At 64.8% G+C, this 19,941-nt stretch carries 25 protein-coding genes; 18 read left to right on the top strand and 7 right to left on the bottom strand.

Features of this window, described 5'->3' with window-relative positions; all coding sequences use genetic code 11:
• Positions 1-8: 8 nt before the first annotated feature.
• A complete protein-coding gene (locus K3M67_RS14380) occupies positions 9-449 on the bottom strand; it encodes a CopD family protein (protein ID WP_066865787.1) in 441 nt (146 codons plus the stop codon).
• Positions 449-1,507 carry a uroporphyrinogen decarboxylase gene (hemE, locus tag K3M67_RS14385; RefSeq protein ID WP_066865791.1) on the bottom strand — a complete coding sequence of 353 codons (1,059 nt, stop codon included), beginning with the start codon at positions 1,505-1,507 and terminating at the stop codon, positions 449-451. The genes K3M67_RS14380 and hemE overlap by 1 nt, the downstream gene beginning before the upstream one ends.
• A gap of 288 nt (positions 1,508-1,795) precedes the next feature.
• Between hemE and K3M67_RS14390 the strand changes: the two genes are divergently transcribed.
• The 11 genes from K3M67_RS14390 to K3M67_RS14440 all read left to right on the top strand — a co-directional run bounded on the left by K3M67_RS14390 (position 1,796) and on the right by K3M67_RS14440 (position 8,877).
• A complete protein-coding gene (locus K3M67_RS14390; protein ID WP_066865794.1) occupies positions 1,796-2,623 on the top strand; it encodes a pyruvate, water dikinase regulatory protein in 828 nt (275 codons plus the stop codon).
• Positions 2,620-3,225 (top strand): Maf family protein, encoded by a 606-nt coding sequence (locus tag K3M67_RS14395; protein WP_066865796.1) that lies wholly within the window; start codon positions 2,620-2,622, stop codon positions 3,223-3,225. Before K3M67_RS14390 ends, K3M67_RS14395 begins: the two co-directional genes overlap by 4 nt.
• Positions 3,222-4,064 carry a shikimate dehydrogenase gene (gene aroE / locus K3M67_RS14400; RefSeq protein ID WP_066865799.1) on the top strand — a complete coding sequence of 281 codons (843 nt, stop codon included), beginning with the start codon at positions 3,222-3,224 and terminating at the stop codon, positions 4,062-4,064. Before K3M67_RS14395 ends, aroE begins: the two co-directional genes overlap by 4 nt.
• Entirely contained in the window at positions 4,061-4,654 is a 594-nt protein-coding gene (gene coaE, locus K3M67_RS14405) for a dephospho-CoA kinase (protein ID WP_066865802.1), read from the top strand. Before aroE ends, coaE begins: the two co-directional genes overlap by 4 nt.
• 32 nt (positions 4,655-4,686) lie before the next feature.
• Positions 4,687-5,379, top strand: a complete 693-nt coding sequence (gene dnaQ / locus K3M67_RS14410) for a DNA polymerase III subunit epsilon (protein ID WP_285831821.1) — start codon at positions 4,687-4,689, stop codon at positions 5,377-5,379.
• Between the two features lie 85 nt (positions 5,380-5,464).
• Entirely contained in the window at positions 5,465-6,058 is a 594-nt protein-coding gene (hpf, locus tag K3M67_RS14415; RefSeq protein ID WP_066865808.1) for a ribosome hibernation-promoting factor, HPF/YfiA family, read from the top strand.
• Positions 6,059-6,186: 128 nt separating this feature from the next.
• Positions 6,187-6,654: a PTS sugar transporter subunit IIA gene (locus tag K3M67_RS14420; protein ID WP_066865984.1), complete on the top strand. Its 468-nt coding sequence runs from the start codon at positions 6,187-6,189 to the stop codon at positions 6,652-6,654.
• Positions 6,572-7,102: a PaaI family thioesterase gene (locus K3M67_RS14425; protein ID WP_066865811.1), complete on the top strand. Its 531-nt coding sequence runs from the start codon at positions 6,572-6,574 to the stop codon at positions 7,100-7,102. Before K3M67_RS14420 ends, K3M67_RS14425 begins: the two co-directional genes overlap by 83 nt.
• Positions 7,092-7,445: a DUF1491 family protein gene (locus K3M67_RS14430; RefSeq protein WP_066865815.1), complete on the top strand. Its 354-nt coding sequence runs from the start codon at positions 7,092-7,094 to the stop codon at positions 7,443-7,445. Before K3M67_RS14425 ends, K3M67_RS14430 begins: the two co-directional genes overlap by 11 nt.
• 177 nt (positions 7,446-7,622) lie before the next feature.
• Positions 7,623-8,276, top strand: coding sequence for a cell wall hydrolase (locus K3M67_RS14435; RefSeq protein WP_066865818.1), 654 nt, complete (start codon positions 7,623-7,625; stop codon positions 8,274-8,276).
• 106 nt (positions 8,277-8,382) lie between these two features.
• Positions 8,383-8,877, top strand: coding sequence for an MmcB family DNA repair protein (locus tag K3M67_RS14440; protein WP_285831822.1), 495 nt, complete (start codon positions 8,383-8,385; stop codon positions 8,875-8,877).
• Positions 8,878-8,946: 69 nt separating this feature from the next.
• Here the strand turns inward: K3M67_RS14440 and K3M67_RS14445 are convergent, their stop codons facing one another.
• Positions 8,947-9,561 carry an ankyrin repeat domain-containing protein gene (locus K3M67_RS14445; protein ID WP_157102680.1) on the bottom strand — a complete coding sequence of 205 codons (615 nt, stop codon included), beginning with the start codon at positions 9,559-9,561 and terminating at the stop codon, positions 8,947-8,949.
• 41 nt (positions 9,562-9,602) lie between these two features.
• Between K3M67_RS14445 and K3M67_RS14450 the strand changes: the two genes are divergently transcribed.
• Genes K3M67_RS14450 through K3M67_RS14465 form a run of 4 tightly spaced genes read left to right on the top strand, consistent with a single transcriptional unit; the run spans position 9,603 to position 11,653 of the window.
• Entirely contained in the window at positions 9,603-10,271 is a 669-nt protein-coding gene (locus K3M67_RS14450) for an SCO family protein (protein WP_066865828.1), read from the top strand.
• On the top strand, positions 10,259-10,696 hold the full coding sequence (locus tag K3M67_RS14455; RefSeq protein ID WP_066865831.1) for a YcgN family cysteine cluster protein: 438 nt from the start codon (positions 10,259-10,261) through the stop codon (positions 10,694-10,696). Before K3M67_RS14450 ends, K3M67_RS14455 begins: the two co-directional genes overlap by 13 nt.
• Entirely contained in the window at positions 10,653-11,387 is a 735-nt protein-coding gene (locus K3M67_RS14460) for a M48 family metallopeptidase (RefSeq protein WP_502958883.1), read from the top strand. The genes K3M67_RS14455 and K3M67_RS14460 overlap by 44 nt, the downstream gene beginning before the upstream one ends.
• A 5-nt stretch (positions 11,388-11,392) precedes the next feature.
• Positions 11,393-11,653 carry a hypothetical protein gene (locus K3M67_RS14465; RefSeq protein ID WP_066865837.1) on the top strand — a complete coding sequence of 87 codons (261 nt, stop codon included), beginning with the start codon at positions 11,393-11,395 and terminating at the stop codon, positions 11,651-11,653.
• Here K3M67_RS14465 and trhO read toward each other — a convergent pair.
• The gene (gene trhO, locus K3M67_RS14470) at positions 11,650-12,474 is read right to left on the bottom strand and encodes an oxygen-dependent tRNA uridine(34) hydroxylase TrhO (RefSeq protein WP_285831824.1); all 825 of its coding nucleotides are present in this window, start codon (positions 12,472-12,474) and stop codon (positions 11,650-11,652) included. The two genes, K3M67_RS14465 and trhO, sit on opposite strands and share 4 nt — an antisense overlap.
• A 64-nt stretch (positions 12,475-12,538) precedes the next feature.
• Between trhO and pdeM the strand changes: the two genes are divergently transcribed.
• On the top strand, positions 12,539-13,198 hold the full coding sequence (gene pdeM, locus K3M67_RS14475; protein WP_285831825.1) for a ligase-associated DNA damage response endonuclease PdeM: 660 nt from the start codon (positions 12,539-12,541) through the stop codon (positions 13,196-13,198).
• 188 nt (positions 13,199-13,386) lie between these two features.
• On the top strand, positions 13,387-16,209 hold the full coding sequence (locus K3M67_RS14480; protein ID WP_285831826.1) for a TonB-dependent receptor: 2,823 nt from the start codon (positions 13,387-13,389) through the stop codon (positions 16,207-16,209).
• Here the strand turns inward: K3M67_RS14480 and K3M67_RS14485 are convergent.
• Positions 16,187-16,933: a YggS family pyridoxal phosphate-dependent enzyme gene (locus K3M67_RS14485; protein WP_285831827.1), complete on the bottom strand. Its 747-nt coding sequence runs from the start codon at positions 16,931-16,933 to the stop codon at positions 16,187-16,189. The genes K3M67_RS14480 and K3M67_RS14485 overlap by 23 nt on opposite strands.
• A 22-nt stretch (positions 16,934-16,955) precedes the next feature.
• Here K3M67_RS14485 and K3M67_RS14490 point away from each other — a divergent pair, with 22 nt between their 5' ends.
• Positions 16,956-17,546: a thiamine phosphate synthase gene (locus K3M67_RS14490; protein ID WP_285831828.1), complete on the top strand. Its 591-nt coding sequence runs from the start codon at positions 16,956-16,958 to the stop codon at positions 17,544-17,546.
• Here K3M67_RS14490 and K3M67_RS14495 read toward each other — a convergent pair.
• Together K3M67_RS14495 and K3M67_RS14500 are read right to left on the bottom strand one after the other, a co-directional pair.
• Positions 17,543-18,043 carry a GNAT family N-acetyltransferase gene (locus K3M67_RS14495; RefSeq protein ID WP_285831829.1) on the bottom strand — a complete coding sequence of 167 codons (501 nt, stop codon included), beginning with the start codon at positions 18,041-18,043 and terminating at the stop codon, positions 17,543-17,545. The genes K3M67_RS14490 and K3M67_RS14495 overlap by 4 nt on opposite strands.
• 66 nt (positions 18,044-18,109) lie before the next feature.
• Positions 18,110-19,861, bottom strand: coding sequence for an AMP-dependent synthetase/ligase (locus tag K3M67_RS14500; RefSeq protein ID WP_285832947.1), 1,752 nt, complete (start codon positions 19,859-19,861; stop codon positions 18,110-18,112).
• Between the last annotated feature and the right edge of the window lie 80 nt (positions 19,862-19,941).

Consider the following 19,941-nt stretch of genomic DNA (forward strand, 5'->3'; position numbering starts at 1 on the left):
GGCAGCGCCTAAAAGGGCTTCACGATCACGGCGATGACGATGACGGCGGCGGCGATGCCGGGAATCTCGTTCAGCATCCGCAGTTGCCGGTCGGTCAGTGGGCGCTGTCCCCTTGCGAGCTTCTTCACATAGCCGGCGATCCAGCCATGATAGCCGGACAGCCCCAGCACGAAGAGCAGCTTCAGGTGGAACCAGCCGAAATGCCAGGCGCCGATCTCGACCATCAGCATCAGCCCGAACAGCCAGACGAGGATCAGCGAGGGATTGAGGATGATCTTGAGCAGCCGTCCCTCGCGCTCGATCCACCTCTTGTCCTCGGGTGATCCGGGCAGGGTTTCCTGATGATAGACGAAGAAACGCGGCATCATGAACAGCCCCGCCATCAGGAAGATGACGAAGATGACATGGGCAGCCTTCACCCAGAGATAGGCGGCACCAAGATAGGCCATCAGTCGCGAACTCCCCGTTGCCGCACATGGCGGATCAGCGCCTCGACATGCGATAGGGGCGTGTCGGGCAATATGCCATGGCCCAGATTGAAGATATGCGGGCGGTCGGCGAAGGCGGCGCGGATAGTGTCGACCGCTTCCTCAACCGCGCGGCCACCGGCGATCAGCGCCAGCGGATCGAGATTGCCCTGCACCGGCATTCCCTGCGGCAGCGCCCGGTTGGCCCAATGCGGATCGATCGTCTCGTCCACGCCTATCGCATCGACCCCGGTGCGCGCGGCATAGTCGGCCAGCTTGGCGCCCGCGCCCTTGGGAAAGCCGATGACCGGAACATCGGGATGCAGCGCCTTCAGTCGCTCGACGATCCGCCGGTTCGGCTCGATCACCCAGCGTTCGAACTGAAGCGGGGCAAGGCTGCCTGCCCAGCTGTCAAACAGTTGCACGGCTTCCACGCCTGCCTGAATCTGGCCGGAAAGATAGACGACGGTGGCGTCGATGATCGCGTCGATCAAAGCCGCGAAACTGTCTGGTTCGTTGTAGGCCATGCGACGGGCGGCACCATGATCCTTGCTGCCCTGCCCCGCGACCATATAGGTGGCGATGGTCCAGGGGCTGCCGGCGAAGCCCAGGAAGGTGACATGGGGATCAAGGGCGGCCTTTACCCGTCTTACCGTCTCATAGACCGCCTCGAACCGGCTGAAATCCGGCTTCAGCACCGACAGCGCGGTTTCGGCCAATATCGGTGCCAGGCGCGGACCTTCCCCCGCCTCGAACCAGAGATCCTGCCCCATGGCATAGGGCACGATCAAAATGTCCGAAAAGAGGATGGCGCCGTCGAATCCGAAACGCCGGAGCGGCTGGAGAGTCACTTCGGCCGCAGCTTCGCTGTCATAGACGAGTTCCAGGAATCCGCCTTTCTCCGCCCGCAAGGCGCGATATTCGGGCAGATATCGTCCAGCCTGGCGCATCAGCCACATGGGCGGCACGGCTGGGCGTTCACCCTGGAGGACGCCCAGGAGGGGTTTTTCGGCGAGGCGCGCCGGGGCGTCAAAGCTCATCAGACTCTCTCTTATATTTAGATTCAAAGGATGGTGGTGATTGTTGGTCCGTTGGCAGCGGGGTTTATGCGCTGTGCCCGCTTTTGCCAACAACTTGACTCCGCAGAGTCACGCAAGGCGGTACGAGTCAGCGTGACTATCCCCGTTATCCACAGGTTGTGGATGAAAATTCGGGGCTGTTGGGCTGTTGTGGATAAGAATCCGGGCAGCGGGGACGGGGAAATGAGGGAAACTTATCCCCGGATTCATCCCTTGCTTTATCCACAGCCTCCCCACAGAGATGTGCCCATGGCGCGTATTCATCTGCATCTTCTGTCCGACTCTACCGGCGAAACGCTGGAGAATATCGCCAAGGCGGCGATCGGCCTGTTCGAGAATGTCGAGGCAATCCGCCATTTCTGGCCAATGGTGCGGTCGGAGGTGCATCTCGACCGGATCATGGAGGAAATCGCCGCCAATCCCGGCCTCGTCCTCTTCACGCTGACCAATCATATGCTGCGCCGCCGGCTGGAAACGCGGTGCCGCGCGCTGGGGCTGCCCCATGTCGCCGCGCTCGACAGCGTGGCGGACGCGCTGTCCAACATATTGGGGCAGGAAACGCGGACCCGGCCGGGACGCAAACATATATTGGACGAAGCCTATTTCGCGCGGATCGAAGCGATCCAGTTCACGATCGCCCATGATGACGGGGTGGGGCATGAAAATTGGGAGGAGGCCGACATCGTGCTGGCGGGCGTATCGCGCGCGTCCAAGACGCCGACCTCCATCTATCTGGCCAATCGCGGCTACAAGACCGCCAATATCCCGCTCGTCCCGGAATCGCCGCCGCCACGCAGCCTTTTCAACCTGCGCCATCCGATGGTCGTGGGCCTGACCGTCAGCCCCGAGCGTCTGGTGCAGATCCGTCGCAACCGGCTGCTTTCGCTCAACCAGGCGCCCGAGACCGCCTATGTCGATATCGACAAGGTGCAGGATGAACTGTCCTTCGCCCGGCGCATGTTCGCCGACCAGGGCTGGCCGGTGATCGACATGACGCGCCGGTCGATCGAGGAGGCTGCGGCAGCGATCATCAATCTGTTCAACGACCGCGAACTTGGCGAAGGAGCCCATCCATGATCGTGCTGGCATCGCAGAGCGCAAGCCGCCGGGCGCTGCTTGCCGCCGCTCAGGTGCCGTTCGAGGCGCTGTCGCCGGGCGTGGACGAGGATGCGGCCAAGGACGCGCTGCGCGCCGACGGGCTGGATGCGCGCGCCCTGGCCGACGCGCTGGCGGAGTTGAAGGCGCTCAAGGTGTCGCGTCGGGTGCCGGGCGGGCTGGTGCTGGGTTGCGACCAGACGCTGAGCATCGGCGATGGCGAGGATCGCGGCGAGATGATCGACAAGGCGATCGACCGGGCCGATGCCGAGCGGATTCTCCGGCTGCTGTCGGGCCGGGTGCATCATCTCCACAGCGCGGCGGTGATCGCGCTCAATGGCGAGCCGATCTGGCGCCATGTCGAACGGGTGCGGATGACGGTCCGTCCGCTGTCGGACGCCTTCATCGCGTCCTATCTCGATTCCGAATGGGACGCGTGCCGCTGGTGTGTCGGCTGCTACCGGATCGAGGGACCGGGGGTGCAGCTGTTCAGCAAGGTCGAGGGCAGCCAGTTCGCGATTCAGGGGCTTCCCTTGCTGCCTTTGCTTGACTTTCTGCGCGTGCGCGGCGTTTTGGCGGCATGACCGACAAGCTGCCCCATGCCCCCCTCCCCTATGCCGAGGTGATCGGCGATCCGATCGAACACAGCAAATCCCCGCTGATTCACAATTTCTGGCTCAGGGCGCTGGATATCGAGGCGGAGTATCGCAAGACCCATGTGCCGCCTGAGGGGCTGGCCGCCTATTTCCTGGCGCGTCGGGCCGATCCCGACTGGCTCGGCTGCAACGTCACCATTCCGCACAAGATTGCGGTGATGGACTATACCGATGATCCGGGCGGCGTGCGCGAACGGATCGGCGCGATGAACACGATCGCATCGGAAGCCGGCGGGCCGCTGATCGGGACCAATACTGACGCGGGCGGGTTCCTCCAGCCGCTGCTGCGCGACAAGTGGAAGGGTCAGAGCGCCGTCATCGTCGGGTCCGGCGGCGCGGCGCGCGCAATCCTGTTCGCGCTTGCCAGCCTGGGCGTGCCCGACATCAGCATCATGGCGCGCGATCCTGCCAGGGGCCAGGCACTGCTCGACCGCGCCGGGGTGCGGGGGCGGGCGATCGGCATGGAGGATGCACTGCCCGCCGCCGACCTGCTGGTCAATGCGACCTCGCTGGGCATGGTGGGCCAGCCGCCGCTCCATCTGGACCTCACGCCCTTGGCCGATGATGCGACCGTCTATGACATCGTCTATGCGCCCCTGGAGACGGACCTGCTCAAGGCGGCGAAGGCGCGCGGCCTCAGGACGCTCGACGGGCTGGAAATGCTGATCGGGCAGGCGGCGCTCGCCTTCGACATCTTCTTCGACGCCGAAGCGCCGCGCGAACTGGACGCGGAATTGCGCGCGCTGCTGCTTTCGGGCGAGGAATGAAGGTCTATGGCCTCACCGGGTCGATCGGCATGGGCAAGTCGGCGGTGGCGGCGATGTTCCGGCGCGAGGGCGTCCCGCTTTTCGATGCCGATGCCGAGGTGCACCGGCTCCAGGGGCCAGGGGGCGCGCTGCTCCCCGCGATCGAGGCGCGCTTTCCCGGCACCACCGGGCCGCAGGGCGTCGACCGGGCGAAGCTGGGCGCGGCGGTGTTCGGCCATCCCCACGCCCGCCGGGCGCTGGAGGCGATCGTCCATCCGGCGGTGCAGCAGTCGCGGCGCGCCTTTCTGCGCCGGCACCGGTCGCGCACGTTCGTCATTCTCGACATTCCGCTGCTGTTCGAGACCGGCGGGCAGAAGCGGCTGGCCGGGGTGATCGTCGTGACCGCGCCGGCCTGGAAGCAGCGCCGGCGGGTCCTGGCGCGGCCGGGCATGACCGCAGCGAAATTCCGCCAGATTGTCCATCTGCAAACACCCGATGCTGAAAAGCGTCGCCGGGCCGACTATATCATCCATACGGGTACGACATTTGCCGCGACCCGTGCACAGGTCAGGCGTCTGGTCGCTTGCCTTGGCGCGAAGACAGGCAGATAAGGGTTGGCCCACAGAGTCGAATGAAGAGGGCGATGCGCGAGGTCATTTTCGATACCGAAACGACGGGATTCGATCCCGCATCCGGCGACCGACTGGTCGAAATCGGCTGTATCGAACTCATCAACCGCGTGCCGAGTGGCCGGACCTTCCACGCTTATTATAATCCGGAACGGGACATGCCCGCCGCCGCCTTCGCGGTGCATGGGCTGTCGAGCGAGTTTTTGCGCGACAAGCCGCTGTTCGGGCTGGGCGCGCGGGAACTGCTCGACTTCATCGAGGATAGCCCGCTGGTTGCGCACAATGCGCGTTTCGACTTCGGATTCCTCAATCACGAACTCAGGCTGTGCGGCCATTCCGAAGTCGGGCTGGATCGGATGATCGACACCGTCGCGATCGCGCGGCAACTACATCCCGGCGCCAAGCATAGCCTCGACGCGCTCTGCACCCGCTACGGCATCGACCGCAGCCACCGGGTAAAGCATGGCGCCCTTCTCGACGCCGAACTGCTGGCGCAACTCTACATCGAACTGACCGGGGGCCGTCAGATCGGCCTTGGTCTTGCACAGGAGGAAGCGAAACAGATCATCAGGGTGGAACTGACGGAAACCACCGTGGTTCGCCCTGTTCGTCCCGCGCGGGTCTTCGCGGCCAGCGCGCAGGAGCTGGAACGGCACGCAGCGTTCGTCGCGACGCTGAAGGAGCCGCTCTGGTTGCAGGAGGCATAGGCCGACGGCCAGGCTGCCGGCCTTCCTGCCTCCCCGCTAACCGGGCCGCCTTTCCGGCGACCCGGCAAGAACAAGGAGAAGGCATATGGATATTCGTGTTTCCGGGCATCAGGTCGACACGGGCGACGCGCTCAAGCAGCATGTCAGGGACCGGCTGGAGGCGATGGCCGAGAAATATTTCTCCCGCACGATTTCCGCCCAGGTGACCTTTCGCAAGGCTCCGCATGGCGCATTTCATTGTGATATCGTGTGCCATGTGATGACCGGCCTGATCCTCAAGGGCGCGGGCGAGGCCCAGGAAGCGCATCCCGCCTTCGACCAGGCTTCGGACCGGATCGAGAAGCAGTTGCGCCGCTATATGCGCCGCCTGAAGGATCGCAGTGTCCAGGCGGCCGCGGCGGAGGCGCAGCGCGCCAATGGCTACAGCGTCGATGATATCGACGGCGCGGGCTACACCATTTTCGCCACCGCGGCGGAAGAAGAGGAGCCGGCGGACGCCCCGCTGATCGTGGCCGAGACGCGGGTCGACATTCCCGAAGCAAGCGTGTCGGACGCCGTGATGATGCTCGACCTGCGCAACACCAACGCCTTGCTGTTCCTCAATGCCGGAACGGCCGCCTACAACATGGTCTATCGCCGCCATGACGGGACCATCGGCTGGGTCGAGCCGCGGGGCTGACCCATTCTGCCCGGCCCTGCGGCTGTTGACCTTCGGGTGCAGGCGGCCTATGGGGCCGGGCTTCATATTCCCCGAGCAGACGCGCATGATTGACTGGCTGGGCGCGGCTCGGCTGGTTCGGATTTGTCATGGTGCATTTCAACGATATCGTTTCGCCTGACGCGCTTGCCACGAGCCTGTCGGTGAACGGCAAGAAGCAGTTGTTCCAGAAAATCGCCGCGCTTGCCGCCGGCGCTTACGGCCTTGACGCCGATAGCGTCGCTGACGCGCTGTTCGAGCGTGAACGGCTCGGGTCGACCGGTTTCGGCGGCGGGGTCGCCATTCCCCACGCCAAGATACCCGATCTTTCCAGGATGTGCGGCGTCGTCGTGCTGCTCGATCCGCCTGCGCCGTTCGACGCGGTCGACGAGGCGCCGGTCGATATCGTCTTCGCCCTGCTGTCGCCGGTCGACAGCGGCGCGGAGCATCTCAAGACGCTGGCGCGCGTGTCGCGCTATCTGCGCGATGAGAATAATGTCGTGCGATTGCGGGGCGCGGGTTCCACCGAAGCGCTGCACGCACTGCTCGCGGGCGGCGAGGCGCGTGACGCAGCCTGAGGCGCCCAGCGGCGAGGCGGCGCATTTTCGCGCGCTGGAACAGCTTTACCGTTCCGCGCCGATCAACCGGATGTTCCGGTCGGATCTGACCATTACCGAGCCTGGCCGGTCGGTCATCGACTTTGACGTTGACGAAAGCCAGTTCCACGCCGCAGGCGCGGTGCATGGCACCGTCTATTTCAAGATGCTGGACGATGCGGCCTTCTACGCCGCCAACAGCCTGGTCAGCGATCGCTTCCTGCTGACCACCGCCTTCAACCTGCTTTTCACCCGGCCGATCGGTCCGGGGCGAATCCGCGCCGAGGGCCGCTGGATCAGCGGCAAGCGCCGCGTCTATGTCGCCGAGGCGAGCCTGATCGATTCCACCGGCGAGGAGGTGGGCCGCGGCACCGGCACCTTCATGCGCTCGCAATTTCCGCTGTCATCGCTCCCGGGATATGGCGCCTGAATCGGATCCCACCGCCCGGCTGACCAGCGCCATGCTCGTCGGCGCGCTGCGGCGCCGCGTCGCCGCGGCGGGCGGCTTCGCGACGGTGCTGGCCAAGGGTGACGAAATCAGCGGCGTTATCCTGGTGCAAACACTTGAAAAAGGTCAGGAAACTGGTCTTTTTGAGCGAGTGCCGAACTTTGCCGGAGGTTATGCGTTGATGCGCTGTGGACCCTCTCCTGCAGAGGGTTCGGAGTCGCTGTCACATTATGTGACGCGACGGCGCAGGGCGGACCCCGACCTGTGGCTGATCGAACTCGATGTCCCAGAAGCGGAACGCTTCGCCGCTGAAACGATTTGCTGATCGTTGACTCATCGTCATGAGCCGTGCAGAGGCGCCCAACGCCAACGCGCAGGTTGCCGAATTCGCCCAATGGGGGGCGGGCGCGGTAAACACGCAGACGGGGGGCGGCCGGTCGTCGCGGTGAATATGGGTTAAATGACGACGCCCCGGCCAAGAACCGCATGTCTTTGAGCCACGATGAGTTTCCGCCTGAAAGCTGCGATCTTAGCAGCCTTTGCCCTGTCCACCGCCGCTGCGGTGTCCGCTTCCGACATGTCGATCGCAGGTGAATCTGTCGCCTCGGTTGCTTCTCTTCCCCAGACGAACCACGCCGGTGCTAAGCCCGCTGTCGTCTTCGCCGCGCCGCGCGAAATCGCGCAGCCGCTGGCTTCGGCCCCCAGGGCCGACAATGGTTTTTCCACCGATTCCGATTTTCAGGCGAACAGCCTCGCTGCTCTGGTCGACGCCCAAGGCGAACCCGAGGAGCTGGACGGCGATATGAAGTGCCTGGCCGGAGCGGTCTATTTCGAATCCAAGGGCGAAAGCCTGGAAGGCCAGCTGGCCGTCGCGCGCGTGATTATCAACCGCGCCAAGTCCGGCCGCTTCGCCAGCAGCCTTTGCGGCGTCGTCTATCAGCCGAGCCAGTTCAGCTTCGTGCGCGGCGGCGGTATGCCCCCGATTCGCACGGAAGGCCGCGGTTGGCGGCAGGCCGTCGCCATCGCCCAGATCGCTGCCAACGACAGCTGGGACAGCTTGGCCGAAGGCGCACTCTATTTCCATGCGCGCCGCGTGTCGCCGGGCTGGGGCAAGGCCCGGCTGGCGTCGATCGACAATCACGTCTTCTATCGCTGAGATAGCCGCCCATCGCTGGCGGAGCGCAGGCGAACGATATGGTAGGCCGGTTCGGGATCACCGAATCGGCCTTTTCTTTTGTTCCCATAATGTTCTAATATGGGGCATGAGCACCGTTCCTGCAGATGCCTGTTCTCCGCTGACCGACGGCACTGCGCTGGCGGTGGCGCGGGGCACGCTGCGCCTCTTCTTCCGCCATGACATGAGCGGGATATTGGAAGTGCCGCTCCCCAATGGCCGGCGCGCCGACATCATGGCAATCGACGGTGCCGGGCGGCTCACCATCGTCGAGATCAAGTGCAGCCGCGCGGACCTGCTGGGCGACATGAAGTGGCCCGATTATTTCGATTATTGCGACCGCTTTTTCTGGGCGGTGCCGGCGGGGTTCGACCTGACTCTGTTCGACAGTGAGGCGCTGTGGCCTGCTCGCACGGGCCTGATCGTCGCCGACCAATATGATGCCGAACTGGTGCGGCCCGCGCCGGTCGAGCCGCTGGCGGCGGCGCGGCGCAAGGCGGAGACGCTGCGCTTCGCCCGGCGCGCGGCCCGGCGGCTGACCGCGCTTGGCGACCCGGATCATGCAGCGGAACTGGGATGGTAGAGACCAGATCATCCTCTCCCGCGCCGGGGGCGGATAATCTTGTCTCTGTACTATCGGGCTTTTAGGTGGTCAGAATACCGGACCCTGTACAGGTCCTGTCGGCTTGACGCCATTTCCCTTGGCGGCGTCCAGCGCTTCGCTGAGGCCGGGCGTGCGATTGTCGCGGGCCGCATAGTCGCGGGCGGACATGCCGGCGATGGTGTCGCGCTTGTCGGGGTTGGCGCCCTGCGCAACCAGCAGGCGGACGAGGCCGACGTCGCGCAGTTGCACCGCGCGGATCAGCGGCGTTTCGCCGCTGTCATTGGTCTTGTCGACCTGTGCCTTGTAGCTCAGCAGGGTACGCACCCCTTCCTCGAACCGGCCCTGCACCGCGTCCATCAACGGGGTGTTGCCGTCATTGTCCGTCAGGTTGGGGTTGGCGCCCTTGGCGAGCAGGAAGGTCAGCCAGGTCGCGTCGCGGCGGGCGACGATGATGTGGAGCGCATTTTCGCCGGTGGACACATCGCGGCTGTTGATGACGGTGGAGCCGGGCTTCTGGATGAAGTCGGTGACTTTCTGACCGTCCTTGTCCTTGACCGCCTTCAGGAAATTATAATTGTCCGAAAACTGGGCCTGGGCCGGTCCCGGGACCAGCAGTGCCAGCGCCATCGAACCCAGGAAAGCGGAAAGGAACTTCGTCTTCATCTTGGCGCCCCGTTGCATTGCAAATCGCGTCCTAGCAGGGCATGGCTGGCCACGCCATGAACAAAGCCGTCTCCGCCTTCGCCCTGCCAATGCTCGCCCTGCTGGCCGCCTGCAATATGGGCGCGGGTGGCAATGGATCAAGCGGATCAAGCGAGCCGGGCGAATTGGCCGGCGCCAGGATCGGCGCGCCCTTCACCCTGACCGACCAGGATGGCCAGCCTGCGCGTTGGGACGATTACAAGGGGCAGTATCGCCTCGTCTATTTCGGCTACACCTATTGCCCGGATGTCTGCCCGGTCGATCTGCAAAAGATCATGCAGGCCTTCGCCCGGTTCGAGAAGGACAAGCCTGCGCTGGCGGCCAAGGTGCAGCCCATGCTTATCAGCGTCGATCCCGACCGCGACACGCCGGAGATACTCAAGACCTATGTCGCGGCCTTCCACCCGCGCCTGATTGGCCTCACCGGCACGAAAGAACAGATCGCGAAGGTCGCCAGGGATTTCGTGGTGATCTATAATCCGGAAAAGAGCAGCCCGGAAAAGACCGGCGGCACAAGCGACTATCTGGTCAGCCACAGCCGCACGCCCTATCTGTTCGATGGCGACGGCAAGCCGGTTGCGCTGGTGCCAGTGGATGATCCGGGCACGCCGGATACGGACGAGGGCGCACCTGACAAGGTGCTCGCCTTCCTTGAAAAATGGGTCAAGTGACGAACTTCTGGGACAAGCCCCTCGACAAGCTCGACCGTGCCGAATGGGAGGCGCTATGCGACGGCTGCGGCAAATGCTGCCTGCACAAGGCCGAGGACGAGGATACGGGGCATATCTATCCCACCAATGTCGCCTGCCGCCTGCTCGACCGGCAGAGCGGACAATGCAGCAACTACAAGGATCGGCGCACATTCGTTCCCGATTGCGTGCGGCTGACTCCGACCAAGGTGAAACAGATCAGCTGGCTGCCCCGTACCTGCGCCTATCGGTTGCGGGGGGAAGGCTTGCCGCTGCCGGAGTGGCATTATCTGGTCTGCGGCGACCGGGAGGCGGTCCATCGCGCCGGGGAGTCGGTCCGCGGCTGGACGGTGGCCGAAGCCGATGCGGGCGATTGGGAACATCATCTTGTCGACCGAGACATTTGACGCGGCGATCCTGATCGACGGCGCCGCGATGCCGGTGCGGGTGCGCCGGTCCGCGCGGGCGCGGGCCTATCGGCTGACGATCGACAGCGCCCGCGGTGAATTGCGACTGTCGCTGCCTGCGCGCGCGAACCTCAAGAAGGCGCTGGGATGGGCGCAGGACCATGAAGCCTGGGTGCGCGCGCAGATGGCGAAGCAGCCGGTCGTGACGCAGCTGGCACATGGCGCGACCTTCCCGCTGGAGGGGCGCGAAATCGAAATTGTCTGGGTCGAGGGTGCGACGCGCACGATTCGCCTGGAAGGCGACCGGCTGCTGCTGGGCGGGGCGACGGAATCGGTCGGCGCGCGCGTCCAACGCTGGCTGGTGGCCCGCGCCAAGGCGGTGCTGGAGACCGAAAGTCATGAACTGGCGCGCGAGCATGGACTGATCGTCGCCTCGGTCGGCGTCGGCGATCCGCGCAGCCGTTGGGGCAGTTGCACCTCTTCCGGCGCGATCCGCTATAGCTGGAGGCTGATCCTCTGTCCGCCGGAGGTTCGGCGGGCGACGGTGGCGCATGAACTGGCGCACCTGCTGCACATGGACCATAGCCAGGCGTTCCACGCCGCGCACCGCCGTATCTACGGTGCCGATCCCCGGCCCGCGCGCGAATGGCTGCGGGCACATGGCGCGGGCCTGCATCGCTATCGGGGTTAGGGGATATGGCGCGCCGGAAACGCTATCTGACGGCGACCATGCCGGATGGCTATGTGAAGACGATCGGGCCGACGGCCGACCCCTTCACCCATTATTGGCGGATCGTCGCCGAACTGGACAATGGCAAGACCGAGGTTTTCTGGGGCCATACACGCTCCCTCGCCGAGGCGAAGAAGCTGAAGGGGCCGGCGGCCGACGGCGCGCGGATGCGGGGGTGGAAAAGCTACCGGTTCGAGATCGCCGAACTGGTCGAGACGCCAGCCTAGTTCCGGTGCGGCCAGGCGCCCGATGCGTCGCCCGGACAGTCATGCGCGACATCGCGCGGGTGGGGCAAGCCACAGGCGCGGCAGGTGACATAATCGCCGGGCTTGAGGCCATGCCCCACCGTCACCCGCTCGTCGAAGACATAGCAATCGCCCTGCCAGCGACTGTCAGCCTCCGGCATCTCCTCCAGATAGCGCAGGATGCCACCCTTGAGGTGATAGACCTCGTCGAAACCCCGCGCCTTTACCAGTGCGGTCGATTTCTCGCAGCGTATCCCACCGGTGCAGAACATGGCGATCCTGGGCGTGCGGCCTTGCGCCTTCAGGTCGGCGGCGAAATCGTCAAACCAGGCGGGAAAGTCGCGGAAGGAGCGGGTGGCCGGGTCGATCGCGCCATCGAAGGTGCCGCAGGCGACCTCATAGGCGTTGCGGGTGTCGATGACGACCGTCTCGGGATCGGCGATCAGCGCGTTCCATGCGACCGGGTCGAGATGCGTGCCCGCCCGGGTCGCCGGATCGAGGTCGCCGGCGCCCAGCGTGACGATCTCTGCCTTCACCTTCACTTTCATCCGGGCGAAAGGCGCTGCCTGCGCCTGCGAATATTTGACGTCGAGTTCGGCGCAGCCCGGCAGGGCGCGGATATGCGCGACCAACGCGGCGATGGCGTCGCCATCCCCGGCGACGGTTCCGTTGATCCCTTCCCCCGCCACGATCAGCGTACCGCAGGTGCGCAAATGGGCGCACAGCGCCTTGAGATCGGTTGCGATGGCCTGCGGATCGCCAAAGCGGGTGAAATGATAGAGGGCGGCGACGGTGTAGGACATGGCGCGCCTATAAGCGAACCGCCGGCCTCTTGAAAGCCGGGGCGGACAGGCGCATAGGCGGGACATGGTTCCCCTTTCGTTCGCAGGTCATGAGTTTCTGGCGCTGCCCGAGGCTGCGCTTTTCTGGCCGGATCAGGGCGCCTTGCTGGTGGCCGACCTTCATTTCGAGAAGGCGAGCTGGTATGCCCGTTTCGGTCAGTTTCTGCCGCCCCATGACAGTCAGGCGACGCTGGACATGGTCGAGGCGCTGGTGGCGCGGACCGGCGCGCGATCCGTTTTTTCGCTGGGAGACAGTTTCCATGACAGCGATGGTGCCGCGCGGCTCGACCGGAAAACGCGCGATCGGTTGATTTCCCTTACGGAAAGGCTGGACTGGACGTGGATTACCGGCAATCATGATGTCGGTGTCACGGCCATGCCGGGGGGAAGGCGGATGGCGGAGGCGGAGGTCGAGGGAATCCGGTTGAGGCATGAGGCGGAGCCGGACGATCCCCGACCCGAAATTTCCGGTCATTTCCACCCCAAGCTGCGCCTGTCGTTGCGCGGACGGCATGTGTCGCGGCGCTGTTTCGTGGGATCGGCAACCAAGCTGATCCTGCCCGCGCTGGGAGCGCTGACGGGAGGACTGGATGCGGGTCATGGGGAGATTCGCCGGGCGGTGGGACCGGGAGCGGCCGCTCTGGTGCCGGTCGCGGACCGGCTGCTGCGCTTTCCCTTATCGTAAAGCGACGTTACGGAAACCGGAAATTAAGCCGTGGCCGATAGGCAACACAGCATGATTATCCGCCCGCTTCATCGTTTACAACGCCCGGAAAAGCTGGGGTATCTTGCCTTGTCCCTGCTGTGGCAGCATAATCACCCGCATCCCGACGCGACAGATAGACGCGCGGGCCAGGAGAGGATCAGACCATCATGACAGACAAGAGTCTCTGGCTGACGAGCGTCGGTGCCGTTGCACTGGCCATGACCGCGCCGGCCATGGCGCAGCAGAGCGCCGCGCCGCAGGCAGCAGAGGAAGAGCCGGGCGCCGACATCATCGTGACCGCGACCCGCCGCGCCAGTCCCTTGTCCGACGTGCCGATCGCGGTGTCGGCGGTGGGCGCGCAGGCGATGCAGAATAGCGGCGCCAGCGACATCCGCACGCTGAACCAGCTTGCCCCCTCGCTCCTAGTTTCCTCGACCGGATCGGAAGCCAATGCCTCGGCGCGTATCCGCGGCATCGGCACGGTGGGTGACAATCCGGGGCTGGAAAGTTCGGTCGCGGTATTCATTGACGGCGTCTATCGCTCGCGCACGGGTGCGGGCCTCAACGAACTGGGCGAGATCGAACGAGTGGAGGTGCTGCGCGGGCCGCAGGGGACGCTGTTCGGCCGCAACGCGTCGGCCGGTCTCATCAACATTATCAGCAAGGCGCCGGAAAAGACCTTCCATGCGAAGGGCGAGATAACCTACGGCAATTACGACTATTGGCGCCTGTCGGGTCGCGTGACCGGGCCGGTCGCCGAAGGCGTCGCGCTGGCGCTGGACGGCGTGTGGTCGAAGCGCGACGGTTTCTACAAGTTGGTGGACGCCAGCGGCGCGACGATCGGCGATACCAACGACCGCGACCGTTACTTCTTGCGCGGCCAAGCGTTGATCGAGCCGAACGACGCGCTCTCCATCCGCCTGATCGGCGATTATACCAATCGCGACGAAAGCTGCTGCGGGGCGGCCTATATAGAGGCGAGCGAACGGCGCCCGGCGGCGGGCGGCGGCTATACCACGGCCCCGTTCAACCGCATCACGGCCATTCTGGCGGGGCAGGGGAGCACCATCCCCGCCGATCCCTATGACCGGGAATTGTCCATCACGCCGGGTCGCGATTATGTCAGCAAACTCAGGGACTGGGGCCTGTCTGGTGAGGTGAATTACGACTTCGGGGGCGCCAAGCTGACCAGCATCACCGCCTATCGCGACTATAAATCCCGCGACTATGGCGATTATGACTATAATCGCGCCGACCTGCTCTATCGCGATCCCAACACCTATCGCCAGTTCAAGACCTTCACCCAGGAATTGCGGCTCCAGGGATCGGCCTTCGGCGACATGCTCGACTGGCTGGTCGGCGGCTATTATGCCAATGAAAAGCTGACCTTGCAGGACAATATCGTCTTCGGCGCGGATTATGGTCGCTTTGCCGCCTGCCGCCTGATGGCGGGCTCCAGCCTCAACAGCAATTTCACCGCGCAGCAACTGGCGGCCTGCGGCAGCGGTCTTGCCACCTCGGCGCTGATCACCGGCACCCAGGCGCAATTGAATGGAGGAATTGCGACGGCGATTTCCAACAGCTTAATTGCTCAAGGCGTTCCTCGGATGCAGGCTGCGATAATTGCAGGCAATCAGGCGTCCGCCATATCGACCGGCCTTGGCAATGGCCTGCGCGCGCTGTCCGCCATCCCCGCCGGCACCGGTGATGTCGCGTCGCTCTATCGCCAGAAAAGCGAGAATTGGGCGCTCTTCACCCATAATATCATTCATGTGACGAACCGGTTCGATCTGACGCTCGGCCTTCGCTACACCCATGAAAGCAAGCGTTTTTCTGCAGATCTCAACAACAATAACGCCACGTGCGCGGCGCTCCAGTCCTCGGCGCTGCCGGGGATCGCGACCAATGCGGCGCTGGGCAGCGCGGCGGCGCTCGCCGGGGGCATCCTGACCCTCGGATGCCTCGGCAACGGCTCCACCACGCTCAATGCGCTCGACCTTAATGACAAGATCAGCGATGGCGAATTTTCCGGTACGGCAGTGCTGTCCTGGAAGCCCATCGACGATCTGCTGCTCTATGGCAGCTATTCGAAGGGCTATAAGGCCGGGGGTTACAATCTCGACCGGTTCCAGCTGGGATCGACGGGCCTGAATGCCGTGCCCGCCGTCTTCGCGCCGCGCACCAACGCCGACGTCACCAGCCTGCGCTTCGCGGCGGAGAAGGTCGATGCGTTCGAAGTGGGCCTGAAATACAGCCAGCCCAAATGGAGCGCGAACATCGCCGCCTTCCGGCAGGAGTTCAAGAATTTCCAATTGAACACCTTCAACGGCACCAGCTTCGTCGTGCAGAATATCAATGGCTGCGATAGCGCCTTGAGCGCCACGCGCACCTGCGACAGCGGCGATGTCGGGCCGGGGCTGATCAGCCAGGGCATCGAGTTGGAACTGACCGCGACTCCGGCGCGCAATTTCCGCGTGTCGGGCGGCTTCACCTATGCCAGCGCCAAGTTCGCCAACCGGCTGGTGGGCAGCAGCGACGGCAGCGTGCCGCTCGACCCCGCGCTGTTCCTGCTGCCCGGCTCGATCAACAGCAACGCGCCCAAGGTCGTCACGACGGCCAGTGCCGCATGGACGCCGGAGATCGGGTCATCGGGTCTGTCCGCCCTCTTCTATGTCGATGGCCGCATGACCAGCGACTATAATACGGGGTCGGACCTGTTCCCCGAAAAGGCGCAGGACGGCTACGCCATCGTCAACGCCCGCGTCGGTATTCGCGGGCCGAACCAGCGCTGGGCAGTCGAATTCTGGGGCCAGAATATCTTCAACCAAGATTATACCCAGGTCGCTTTCTCCAGCCCGCTCCAGTCGAGCAGCCCGGCGACGTCGACTACCGGCCAGTTCGCGGCGGGCGCGCCGATGGCGAACCAGCTCATCTCGGCCTATCTCGCCGAACCGCGCACCTACGGCATTACCCTGCGCGGGAGTTTCTGAGCATTCCTCTCCCGCTCGCCGGCACCGGGCGAGCGGGGGAGGGCCTCTCCCCGAACAGTGCCGTGCCGACGCGTATGTCGGTCGCGCCCAGCATGATCGCCGTCTCATAATCGCCCGACATGCCCATGGAGAGGCGCGGCAGGCCTTCCTCCCGCGCCATCTTCGCCAGCAGCGCGAAGAAAGGCGCGGACTCGATGTCGGCGGGCGGGACGCACATCAAGCCCAGCAGCGGAATGTCGGCGGCGCGCGCGGCAGCGATCAGCGTGGCCGTGTCGGCAATCGCGCAGCCGCCCTTCTGCTCTTCGGCGCCGATATTGACCTGGATGAAACAGGGGATGCGCCTGCCCGCCACGTCCATCGCCCTGGCCAGCGCGGTCAGCAGGGAGGGGCGATCGAGCCCGTGGATCACGTCGAACAAAGCGACCGCCTCGGCCGCTTTGTTCGACTGGAGCTGGCCAACCAGATGCAATTCGATGTCGGCAAATTCCTCGCGCAGGGCGGGCCATTTGTCCTGGCTTTCCTGCACCCGATTTTCACCGAACACGCACTGCCCGGCCGCGATCAGCGGGCGGATCGCGTCGGCGCCATGGGTCTTGGATACGGCGATGAGCTTGACATCATCGGCGGTGCGGTCGGTCAGGCGGGCGGCGCGTTCGATGGATTCGCGCACGGCGGCCAGGCGCTGGGCCGCGTCGCGGCTATCGGGGATGCTGGCGGTCGTCATGCGCGCTGCTATAGGCAGGGCCATGCACCGCCGCCACCGCAAAAAGCTGCCCGGCCTCTGGCTGATCACCGATGAGCGGGTGACGGACGATGCGCTGCTGGAGGCGGCCGAGCGGTTGCCGAAGGGCAGGGCGGGCATCATCTTCCGCCATTATCGCACCGAAAGGGACGGACGGCGGGCCTTGTTTGCTGCCGTGCGCGAGATCGCGAGGCGTCGGCGGCTGGTGCTTCTGCTGGCAGGGGACAGACGGGATGCCGCCGCCTGGAAGGCTGACGGCTGGCATGGCCATGGGAGGAAGCGCCTGGGGCGCGGCATGATCCGCAGCGCGCCGGCGCATGATGCCTGCGAAATGGCTGCGGCGCGTCTTGTGCGAGCGGATATGATCCTGCTGTCGCCACTTTTCCCAACCCGGTCGCATCCCGGGGCACGGTCTCTCGGCCGCGTGCGCTTCGCGGCGCTGGCGCGGGTGGCGGACGGGTTTGTCCTGGCGTTGGGAGGGGTGAACGCAGCGCATGAGCCCATGCTGCGTGCCATTGGCGCGAAGGGCTGGGCGGCGATCGATGGGCTGACACGTAGCCCGCCAGCGCGGAGAAAAGCCGATATTCCGGACTAGCCGCGCGCGCCGAGCGTCAACCGATAGAAACAGCTATCTACCGCCATGCGGGGGAAAGTGGACGGCAGGCTATCGGCATTGACCAGGATAAATCCGTTGCGCTCGTAGAAGCGGTGGGCCGCCAGAAATGCATCGGTGGTGCCCAGCAGGACTTCAGCGACGCCGCGTTCCCGTGCAAGGTGGAGCAGCGCGTTAAGCAAGGCCTGGGCGACGCCGTTTTTCTGCCCCCGCCGGGGCGCGGCCACGAACATCTTGCGCAGCGCGACCCGGTCCGCGCCGATATCCTTCATCGCGATCGTGCCGACGATTCTGCCTTTCGCCTCTGCGACCAGAAAATCGCCTGTACCGCTCCGGTAGAAGGCCGGAATCTCGGACAGATCAGGCTGGTCCTGCGCGGTGATGTCGATGCCATATTCCTCGCGCTGGATCGACAGGATGAGGTCGATCACGCCCTGGGTGTCTGCGGGCGTGAAGCTGCGGATGTGAAAGGCGGTCATGCTGTTGGCTTAGCGGGGCGACCTGCCGGGTCAATCAGACTGCTGGCCTCGACAGGCGCGTATCCCTCACCCCTTGTACAGCGCGTCCAGCTGGTCAGCGTAGCGCTTGCGGATCACATGGCGGCGGATCTTCATCGAAGGCGTCATTTCCTCATTCTCGATGGTGAAAGGCTCATCCGCCAGAATGAAGCGACGGACGCGCTCGATTACCGACAGGTCGTCGTTCACCCTGTCCACCGCCGCGCGCAGCGCCGCCTGATAGGCGGGGTTGGCCGCGGCGGCGTCGGGCGCTATAGCTTGCGCCGACGCCCATTCGCGGGTCCATTCCGCATCCGGTACGATCAGCCCGACCAGATAGGGGCGGCGGTCGCCATGGACCATGGCCTGGCCGATCTCGCTCTGGAGCGTGAGCATTCCCTCGATCTTCTGCGGCGAGACATTGTCGCCCTTGTCGTTGACGATAAGATCCTTCTTGCGGTCGGTGATTCGGATGCGGCCCCGTTCGTCGATCTCACCGATGTCGCCGGTGTGGAGCCACCCGTTCTTCAGCACTTTCTCCGTCTCGGCCGGGTTGCGCCAATAGCCGTGCATGACCAGCTCGCCGCGCACCAGTATCTCTCCATCCTCGGCGATCCTGACCTCTACCCCGTCCAGGGGCGGGCCGACCGTGTCCATCGCAATGCCGGCCGCGGGGCGGTTGCAACTGACCACTGGCCCCGCCTCGGTCTGGCCATAGCCTTGCAGCAGAGTGAGGCCCATGGCGTCGAAGAAGAGGCCGACATCAGGGTTGAGCGGCGCGCCACCCGACACCAGCGCCTTCATCCGGCCGCCGAAGCGCGCCCGGATCTTGGGTATAAGGGTGCGGGAGAGGAGCAGCTTCATCGGCAAATCGAGCACAGAGCCCTTGCCGGCCTGCTCCTTCGCCGCGATGCGCAGGGCCTGACCCAGCAGATAGGTTGGAAATTTCCCCTGCTTCTCGATCGACTTGATGATGCGGGTGCGCAGCACCTCGAACAGGCGGGGGACGACGACCATGATCGTCGGGCGCGCTTCCTCGATATTGGAAGCCAGCTTTTCCAGACCTTCCGCATAATAGATCTGCCCGGCCAGCAGCATGGGCAGGAACTGGCCGCCGCTATGCTCATAGGCGTGGGAGAGGGGAAGGAAGGAAAGGAATATCTCATCCCCCCAGCCGAAATCCTCCGCGACGATCTTGCCCGCCCCCTCCACATTGGCAAGGATCGCGCCATGATGCTGCATCACGCCGCGCGGCGCGCCGCCGGTGCCGCTTGTGTAGATGATGCAGGCCTGGTCGTTTCGGGTGGCGGTCTGGGTGACGGCGAAGGCATCGACATCGGCGGCACGGACGGCATGGGCTGCGATCAGATCGCTCCACAAATGGCAGGCGCAGCCGCCCTGCGCTCCGCGCAGAGGCTCCATGCCGATGACGAAGCTGGCTTGCGAGCGGACGACGGCGGGCATCAGCGCCTGCGCCAGCTTGGCGGTGGAGACGATGACGGCGCGGGCGCCGCTGTCGGTCAATATATGCTGATGATCGCGCGTCGTGTTGGTGGTGTAGGTCGGCACGGTGACACAGCCCGCCGCCATGATCGCGAGGTCGGCGATGCAGAATTCGGGACGGTTTTCGCTGACCAGCATTACCGGGTCGCCCGGACTCAGTCCTTGCGCCTTCAATGCTGCGGCGAGCGCGACGACCTGGCCTGCGACCTCGGCCCAGCTTTGGCTGCGCCATTGGCCGCCGCTTTTGCGCCAGAGGAAGGGGGCGTCACCCTTTTCGGCAGCGCGGGCGAAGAACATCGTCACCAGGTTGGGGAATTTCTCGATGGCCCTCAAGGCTCAACTCCTGTGCTTTTCGGCGCGTCTGGCGCGCGCCTGAT

Origin of the sequence: Sphingobium sp. V4 (genome assembly GCF_029590555.1) — a bacterium.
GTDB lineage: Bacteria > Pseudomonadota > Alphaproteobacteria > Sphingomonadales > Sphingomonadaceae > Sphingobium.

What these genes read in the sequence shown, in the direction of transcription:
- K3M67_RS14380 (WP_066865787.1), bottom strand. Translation starts at nt 449, where the DNA reads ATGGCCTATCTTGGTGCCGCCTATCTCTGGGTGAAGGCTGCCCATGTC.
- hemE (WP_066865791.1), bottom strand. Translation starts at nt 1,507, where the DNA reads ATGAGCTTTGACGCCCCGGCGCGCCTCGCCGAAAAACCCCTCCTGGGC.
- K3M67_RS14390 (WP_066865794.1), top strand. Translation starts at nt 1,796, where the DNA reads ATGGCGCGTATTCATCTGCATCTTCTGTCCGACTCTACCGGCGAAACG.
- K3M67_RS14395 (WP_066865796.1), top strand. Translation starts at nt 2,620, where the DNA reads ATGATCGTGCTGGCATCGCAGAGCGCAAGCCGCCGGGCGCTGCTTGCC.
- aroE (WP_066865799.1), top strand. Translation starts at nt 3,222, where the DNA reads ATGACCGACAAGCTGCCCCATGCCCCCCTCCCCTATGCCGAGGTGATC.
- coaE (WP_066865802.1), top strand. Translation starts at nt 4,061, where the DNA reads ATGAAGGTCTATGGCCTCACCGGGTCGATCGGCATGGGCAAGTCGGCG.
- dnaQ (WP_285831821.1), top strand. Translation starts at nt 4,687, where the DNA reads ATGCGCGAGGTCATTTTCGATACCGAAACGACGGGATTCGATCCCGCA.
- hpf (WP_066865808.1), top strand. Translation starts at nt 5,465, where the DNA reads ATGGATATTCGTGTTTCCGGGCATCAGGTCGACACGGGCGACGCGCTC.
- K3M67_RS14420 (WP_066865984.1), top strand. Translation starts at nt 6,187, where the DNA reads ATGGTGCATTTCAACGATATCGTTTCGCCTGACGCGCTTGCCACGAGC.
- K3M67_RS14425 (WP_066865811.1), top strand. Translation starts at nt 6,572, where the DNA reads ATGTCGTGCGATTGCGGGGCGCGGGTTCCACCGAAGCGCTGCACGCAC.
- K3M67_RS14430 (WP_066865815.1), top strand. Translation starts at nt 7,092, where the DNA reads ATGGCGCCTGAATCGGATCCCACCGCCCGGCTGACCAGCGCCATGCTC.
- K3M67_RS14435 (WP_066865818.1), top strand. Translation starts at nt 7,623, where the DNA reads ATGAGTTTCCGCCTGAAAGCTGCGATCTTAGCAGCCTTTGCCCTGTCC.
- K3M67_RS14440 (WP_285831822.1), top strand. Translation starts at nt 8,383, where the DNA reads ATGAGCACCGTTCCTGCAGATGCCTGTTCTCCGCTGACCGACGGCACT.
- K3M67_RS14445 (WP_157102680.1), bottom strand. Translation starts at nt 9,561, where the DNA reads ATGAAGACGAAGTTCCTTTCCGCTTTCCTGGGTTCGATGGCGCTGGCA.
- K3M67_RS14450 (WP_066865828.1), top strand. Translation starts at nt 9,603, where the DNA reads ATGGCTGGCCACGCCATGAACAAAGCCGTCTCCGCCTTCGCCCTGCCA.
- K3M67_RS14455 (WP_066865831.1), top strand. Translation starts at nt 10,259, where the DNA reads ATGGGTCAAGTGACGAACTTCTGGGACAAGCCCCTCGACAAGCTCGAC.
- K3M67_RS14460 (WP_502958883.1), top strand. Translation starts at nt 10,653, where the DNA reads ATGCGGGCGATTGGGAACATCATCTTGTCGACCGAGACATTTGACGCG.
- K3M67_RS14465 (WP_066865837.1), top strand. Translation starts at nt 11,393, where the DNA reads ATGGCGCGCCGGAAACGCTATCTGACGGCGACCATGCCGGATGGCTAT.
- trhO (WP_285831824.1), bottom strand. Translation starts at nt 12,474, where the DNA reads ATGTCCTACACCGTCGCCGCCCTCTATCATTTCACCCGCTTTGGCGAT.
- pdeM (WP_285831825.1), top strand. Translation starts at nt 12,539, where the DNA reads ATGGTTCCCCTTTCGTTCGCAGGTCATGAGTTTCTGGCGCTGCCCGAG.
- K3M67_RS14480 (WP_285831826.1), top strand. Translation starts at nt 13,387, where the DNA reads ATGACAGACAAGAGTCTCTGGCTGACGAGCGTCGGTGCCGTTGCACTG.
- K3M67_RS14485 (WP_285831827.1), bottom strand. Translation starts at nt 16,933, where the DNA reads ATGACGACCGCCAGCATCCCCGATAGCCGCGACGCGGCCCAGCGCCTG.
- K3M67_RS14490 (WP_285831828.1), top strand. Translation starts at nt 16,956, where the DNA reads ATGCACCGCCGCCACCGCAAAAAGCTGCCCGGCCTCTGGCTGATCACC.
- K3M67_RS14495 (WP_285831829.1), bottom strand. Translation starts at nt 18,043, where the DNA reads ATGACCGCCTTTCACATCCGCAGCTTCACGCCCGCAGACACCCAGGGC.
- K3M67_RS14500 (WP_285832947.1), bottom strand. Translation starts at nt 19,861, where the DNA reads ATGTTCTTCGCCCGCGCTGCCGAAAAGGGTGACGCCCCCTTCCTCTGG.